This window comes from Streptomyces phaeoluteigriseus, from assembly GCF_001896135.2.
Lineage (GTDB): Bacteria > Actinomycetota > Actinomycetes > Streptomycetales > Streptomycetaceae > Streptomyces > Streptomyces phaeoluteigriseus.
The window spans coordinates 1-6,177 of the sequence record NZ_MPOH02000053.1; the positions used below are offsets into that span (position 1 = coordinate 1).

The window sequence follows — 6,177 nt, forward strand, 5'->3', positions numbered from 1 at the left end:
TGGGCGGACGCGAGTGCCTCGCCACGTCCATGCGCCCGAGCCGCCGGCTCCGTCGGCACGGTCCTGCGGTTCCGCCGGACTGTCCCGCATGGTTGGGCGGACCCGAGCGCGTCTCCACGTCCACGCACGGTCCGCTCGAGCCGCCCGGTCTCCGCCGGCGCAGCCGCGTCGTCGTCGGTACGGTCCTGAGAGTTCCGCCGGCCCGTCCCGCTATGGCGGGGTGGACCCGAGCGTGCGCATGCTCGGGCGGGGTGGACCCGAGCGTGCGCCAGGGCGCGTCCGGTGGCCCGTCCGCCCGGCCAGGGCGGACGTGGACGTGGACGCCGCCACTGTCCGTCCTCAGCCTCCGTCCACCTTGTCCGGCCCTGTCCGTCCCCCCGACAGGGCCGACGGCGGACGCGGATCGGACGCCTGTCGGCGGCCGTGAGGTAACGTCCCCGACCGATATGACTGGTTCGGCCGGAGAGGGCCGTGAGGGACGAGGAGTGTGGGCCGACATGACCGGCCGGGACCACGAACGGCGTCATACGGACGTGGCGGTGACAGGCCATGCCGACTCGGCGTGGGCGCTGGAACTCCTCGACCATCTGCGGCCCACCGGACGGGACATCGCCAGGGTCGTCGACTGGCTCGGCGCCACCGTCGAGGCGACCGTCTCCCTGCGCGACGAGAACGGCACCCCCCTCGCGGGTTCCCCCGCACCGCTCGACGAGGGCCTGGCGACGGACATCGTGAGCGGCCGCCTCGCCTCCGCCTCCTGGGAAGGCGACGGCCGCCACCTGCGGCTGATCCGCGTGGAACTGCCGACGCCCGCCGCGGCCGGCGTGCTCGCCGTCGTGCGGACCTCGCCCTTCGACCGGCGCGCCGCCGACATCGTGACGCACACGGCCGCCGCCCTCGAACTCCTGCTGCGCGCCCAGCGCACCGCCGCCACCGGACACCGGCTCGCCCGCGCCACCTCCGACCTGCGCCTCGCCATCCTGCAACTGCTCATGGTCGAGGACACCAGCGCGGCCCGCAGGGTCGCCGCCGGCCTCTGGCCCGGCCTCCTCGACACCGAGACCGCCTGCGTCTACGTCGTCGAGAGCACCCCCGAGGAGCGCGACCGGCTCGCCGAGGCCTGCATCGAGGCCACCCGCGAACAGAGCCTGGTCGTGCGCTGCCCGGCCGTGGACGCCCACGTCATCGTGGTGACCCCGCGCGACACCGCGGTCGCCGACCTGCGCGACGTGTGCCGCCGGCACCCCGACACCTTCCTCGGCGGCAGCGCCCGCCAGAGCCTCGCCCATACCGCAGCCGCCTACGGACAGGCCGTCAGCGCCCTCGCCGTCGCGCACTTCCGCCCCGACAAGACGGCCGTCTACGCCGAACGCACCCACCCCGAGCGGCTGATGGACCCCGCCGCCCTGCGCGCCTGGACGACCCGACTGCTGCGCCCCCTCGACACCCTCGCCCACCACACCCGCGCCGAACTCCTCGCCACCACCCGGCTGGGCCTGGAGTTCACCGCCGTCAGCGCGGCGAAGGTGCTCGGCGTCAGCCGCAACACCGTCCGCGCCCGTATGGAGCGCGTCGAGAACCTCCTCGGCGCGGACTTCTCCGACCTCGCCGTCCGAGCCGCCGTACATCTCGCCCTGAACACCGAGGCCGGTCTCACGGAGGACCGCATCCGCGCGGCCGGGGCCCCCGCCCCCCTCGGCGAGCTGCTCACCGGGCCCGCCCTGCGCACCTGGGCGCAGGACCTGCTGGCCCGCCTCGACTCCGACGGCCGCGACCTGCGCGGCACCCTGCGCGCCTGGATCCTCGCCGGCGGCAACGCCGAACGGGCCGCCCAGCTTCTCGGCGTGCACGCCCAGACCGTCCGCGACCACGTCCGCGGGGCCGAACCCGTCCTCGAACGCCGGCTCCTGGCCGCCGGCAGCGACCTCTACGAGGTGGTCCTCGCCCACCTCGCGACCGGCGCCCTCGACCCGCCCGGCCTGCACCCCGACGTCCGCCAGGCGTAATCGGGCCATCCGGACTCACCTGTGCACAGGTGAGTCCTCCGGGCCCGCGAGCGGGCACCGGCACGATTCACAGCCGGTGCGCCCGGCACGTAAGTTCGAGGAGCCGCGGGGGTCCGACCGGAACGGGGGACCGGTCGCACCCCCGCGCCACCAGTCCCCCGCGACCGCGACCGCGACCGCGGTCAGCCGCGCAGCCGGACCGGGATCTTCTGCCAGCCGCTCGCGATGAACGACGGCACCTGCTCCAGTTCCCCGGCGCCCGTGTCCAGCCGCAGCTGCGGGAACCGGTCGAACAGCGCGGGCAGCGCGGTGAGCGCCTCCATCCGGGCCAGCGGAGCACCGATGCACCGGTGCACGCCGATCCCGAAGGCCAGATGGTCGTCGGCGCGGCGCGCCGCGTCGAAGACCTCCGCGTCGGGGCCGTAGTGCGCCGGGTCCACGCCCGCCGCCGCGTACGTCGTGACGATGGCGTCGCCGGCCGGGATCGTCACGTCGCCCACCTTCAGGTCGCTGACGGCGAACCGCAGCGGCAGCGTGGCGATCGACGGGTGCAGCCGCAGCGTCTCGTCGACCACCGCGTCCCAGCCGATGTCCCCGCGCCGTACGGCCGCCAGTTGCCCGGGCGCGCCCAGCAGCGCCACCACGGCGTTCCCGATGAGGTTCACGGTGGTCTCGAACCCGGCCCCGATGACCAGCAGCAGCGTGTACAGGAGTTCCTCACCGCTGAGCCGGTCGCCCTCCTCGTCGCGCACCCGGATCAGTTCGGTCGTCATGTCGTCGCCGGGGTGCTCGCTCTTGTACGCGATGAGGCCACCGAGGACCGAGCCGATCCGTTCCTGGACGCGCGCGGCGTGTTCCGGGGTGGGGTCGGTCGTGTCCATGATCGAGGCGACCAGCCGGACGTGGTCCTCCCGCATGTCGTCGGGCACGCCGAAGAGGTCGCAGACGATCCGCATCGGCAGGGGGTGGGCGAACGCGGCCTTCAGGTCGACCGTGTCCCCGCCCCGGTCGAGGGTGTCCAGCAACTCCGCCGTGACCGCCTCCACGCGCTCCCGCAGCGACTCGGTGCGCCGGTGCGTGAAGCTCGGGGCGACCAGGCGCCGCAGCCGCGCGTGGTCGGTGCCGTACGTGGAGAGCATGTTGACCACGCCGACCCAGCCGAGTATCCATCCCCAGGTGGGGTGTTCGCCGAGTTCCGGCCACAGCCGCCAGTGTTTGCGCGGGTCCTTGCTGACCTGCGGGTCGAGGATCAGTTCCTTGAGGGTGTCGTACCCGGTGGGCGCCCAGGCGGGGATGCCGCCGGGCAGCTCGATGGGCACGATCGGGCCGAGCGCGCGCAGCCGGGCGCTCTCGGCGTGCAGATCGGAGCCGAACGGGTCTAGGACGATGCGGTCGGTCGTGGTCACGAGGGGACTCCTGCTCGGTCGGCTGGTCGGTCGGCGCCACGGGGGCTGAAGCGGACGGGCAGTGCGGTCAGGGAGCGGTGGAAGGGCCCCGGCCGCCAGCTGAGCCGCTCGCGGGGCAGCACCGGGTCGAGGTCGGGCAGCCACTGGGTGAGCCGTTCGATCGCCTCGGTGACGATCAGCAGCGTGTGCTGCTTCACCGGACAGGCATGTGATCCGGCGCCCCACGACAGGTGCGAGGCGTCGTTCGGGTGCCGGCCGGCCGTCCCCTCCCGCTCGGCGAGGAGGCCGAGCGCCCCGTACGACACCACCACGGGCACCGCGTCCCGCAGCCACACCCCGTGGAAGGCGACGGGCCTGCGGGCGTAGTAGATGCCGTAGTTGGACAGCGGCGTCTCGTGGTGCAGCACCTCGACGACCGCGTCCATGACGGGGCGGGCGCCGCTGGTGAGGGTGGAGTAGTAGAGCGGGTTGCCCAGGATCCGCGACAGGGTGTTGGACAGCAGGTTCGCGGTCGGCTCGTAGCCGGCGCCGAGGGTGAGGAACACCTGCCAGGTGACCTCCTCGCCGGTGAGCCCGGCGGGGTGGCTGAGGAGCCGGCTGGGCAGGTCGTCACCGGGCCGCTCGGCCTTGGCCGCGATCAGTTCCAGGACGTACCGGCCGTACTCCGCCTCGCCCTCGGCGGCCTGCGCGCCGCCTTCCATCATCTTGCCCAGGCCCGCCTCGAGCCGGTCGCCCGCGCTGTCCGGGAGCCCGAACAGGTCGTTGAAGACCAGCGCCATCAGCGGCCGTGAGAAGTCGGCGACGAGGTCGGCCCGGCCGTGCTGTCCGATCCGGTCGACCAGCAGCCGTACCGCGCGGTGCACGCGGGCCCGCAGGTCGTGCGGCTCCACCAGGTCGAACACGTCGATGAGGGTGGTGCGGTAGCGGACGTGGGCGGCGCCGTCGGCGAACAGGGCGTTGGGCCGCCACCGCATCATGCCGAGCACGGGGGAGTCGGCCGGGACGGTCTCCTCCCAGGCGCGCGGGTCGTGCGTGAAGGTCTCCTCGTCGTGCAGCACGTCCAGTGCGGCCCGCCGGTCGGTGACCAGATAGGCCGGCACGCCGGGCGCCAACTCGGCCCAGCCGATGGGCCCTTGGGCGCTGAGAGCGGCGTAGTAGCGGTGCGGCTCCGACGCGAAGCAGTCCTCCCACAGCCGGACGGGAGCCGAGCGCGAGAAGTCGTGCCGGTCCGGGGGATAGGTGGTCACCGGGCCTCCGCCGGGTCGCGGGTGATCAGATGGTCGACGAGCGCGAGCAGCGCGTCGATGGAGGAGTGCGCGTCCCGCGCGTCGCAGGTCACCAGCGGCGTGGACGGCTCCAGGTCCAGGGCGCGCCGCAGCCGTTCCTCGCCGTGGTGCGTGGGCGCGTCCGGGAAGGTGTTGAACGCGACGGCGTACGGCAGTCCGCTCTCCTCCACCAGGCCCAGCACGTCGAACGAGGCGTCCAGTCGGCGGCTGTCCACGAGGACGAGCGCGCCGAGCGCCCCGTAGGCGATGTCGTCCCACAGCGACCGGAACCGCTCCTGCCCCGGGGTGCCGAACAGGTAGAGGACCACTCCGCCGGCCAGGCTGATCCGGCCGAAGTCGATGGCGACGGTCGTCGTGGCCTTGTCCCGTACCCCGTCCAGGTCGTCCACCTGCGTGGACGCCTCGCTGAGGTGCTCCTCGGTGTGCAGCGGCCGGATCTCGGACACCGAGTCGATCAGGGTCGTCTTGCCCACCCCGAACGGCCCCGCGACCAGGATCTTCACCAGGTCGCGGGCGGCGTCGGGCTGGTGGATCGCGCCGGATGCGCCGGCGCTAGGCGTGCTTGAGGGCGCGGAGGCCATCGGCCACTCTCTTCAGCAGGTCGGGGTCGAAGCGGTCGGCGGGCGGGATCGGCGCGCGGGTGTGGATGAGGTCCCGGTCGGCGAGCCCGGCCGCCAGCACGCGCAGCGCGGAGACCGGCAGCCCGAGCAGCGCCGCCGCCTCCACCACGGCCAGCGAGCCGCCCTCCAGGGCGTCCAGCAGGGCCAGCTGGGCGGCGGGCAGTCCGGGCGGGACGCTCTCGTCGGTGCGGGCGAGCACCGAAAGCCGCTCCAGATGGGGACGGCTGGGCCGGGCCACCCCGCCGGTCGACAGGTACGCGGGAACCAGGGGACGGCCGGCCGGGCGAGCGGTCATGCCGGGGCGTTGTCGTCGGCTCCTCGGGGCGCGGCCGCCATGGCCTTCTCGCCCAGCCGCGCCACCTGCGAGTGCACCCGGTGCGCCAGCAGGTCCAGACGCACCTCGCCGTCGCCGTACGCGGCGACGCAGGTGCCGTGGTCCGTCGGCACGATCAGCACGTAGCCGTGGTCGGACTCGATCACGACCTGGCGCACCTCGGCCTTGTCCCGGTCGGCGAACGCGGCCGCCGCCGTGCGGCACGCCCCCTGCACGGTGCTGCTGATGGCGGCGACCCGCTCCGCCGACGGCTGGGACAGTGCGTCGGTGTACCCCGTCACGAGCCCGTCGCGGGTCAGCATGACGGCGGCCACCACGTGCGGCACCTGGAGGATCGGCTCCAGCACCCATGCCGTGTCGCCCGTGTTGCGGCTGGTCATCGGGCCGCTCCCCCTTCGTCGGTGTGGTCGGTGTCGTGGGCCGCCGTCCGCGCGCTGCCCGCCGGTGCGGCCTCGGCGCCGGAGCGCGCCGCCGCGGTGCCGGACTGGAGCGCGCCGAGCGCCGCCGCGGCCTCCTCCGGCCGCC

At 74.2% G+C, this 6,177-nt stretch carries 6 protein-coding genes; 1 reads left to right on the forward strand and 5 read right to left on the reverse strand.

Annotated features, from left to right (window positions below):
• Nucleotides 1-497: 497 nt before the first annotated feature.
• Nucleotides 498-2,006, forward strand: coding sequence for a helix-turn-helix domain-containing protein (locus tag BM536_RS38080; protein ID WP_094104078.1), 1,509 nt, complete (start codon nt 498-500; stop codon nt 2,004-2,006).
• Between the two features lie 182 nt (nt 2,007-2,188).
• Here the strand turns inward: BM536_RS38080 and BM536_RS38085 are convergent, their stop codons facing one another.
• Genes BM536_RS38085 through BM536_RS38105 form a run of 5 tightly spaced genes read right to left on the reverse strand, consistent with a single transcriptional unit; the run spans nt 2,189 to nt 6,032 of the window.
• Nucleotides 2,189-3,412 carry a cytochrome P450 family protein gene (locus tag BM536_RS38085; protein WP_073499672.1) on the reverse strand — a complete coding sequence of 408 codons (1,224 nt, stop codon included), beginning with the start codon at nt 3,410-3,412 and terminating at the stop codon, nt 2,189-2,191.
• Nucleotides 3,409-4,659, reverse strand: a complete 1,251-nt coding sequence (locus BM536_RS38090) for a cytochrome P450 family protein (protein WP_073499673.1) — start codon at nt 4,657-4,659, stop codon at nt 3,409-3,411. The genes BM536_RS38085 and BM536_RS38090 overlap by 4 nt, the downstream gene beginning before the upstream one ends.
• Nucleotides 4,656-5,279 (reverse strand): GTP-binding protein, encoded by a 624-nt coding sequence (locus BM536_RS38095; RefSeq protein WP_094104075.1) that lies wholly within the window; start codon nt 5,277-5,279, stop codon nt 4,656-4,658. The genes BM536_RS38090 and BM536_RS38095 overlap by 4 nt, the downstream gene beginning before the upstream one ends.
• Nucleotides 5,251-5,613 (reverse strand): DUF742 domain-containing protein, encoded by a 363-nt coding sequence (locus tag BM536_RS38100; RefSeq protein ID WP_094104076.1) that lies wholly within the window; start codon nt 5,611-5,613, stop codon nt 5,251-5,253. Before BM536_RS38100 ends, BM536_RS38095 begins: the two co-directional genes overlap by 29 nt.
• Nucleotides 5,610-6,032, reverse strand: coding sequence for a roadblock/LC7 domain-containing protein (locus BM536_RS38105; protein WP_094104077.1), 423 nt, complete (start codon nt 6,030-6,032; stop codon nt 5,610-5,612). The genes BM536_RS38100 and BM536_RS38105 overlap by 4 nt, the downstream gene beginning before the upstream one ends.
• Between the last annotated feature and the right edge of the window lie 145 nt (nt 6,033-6,177).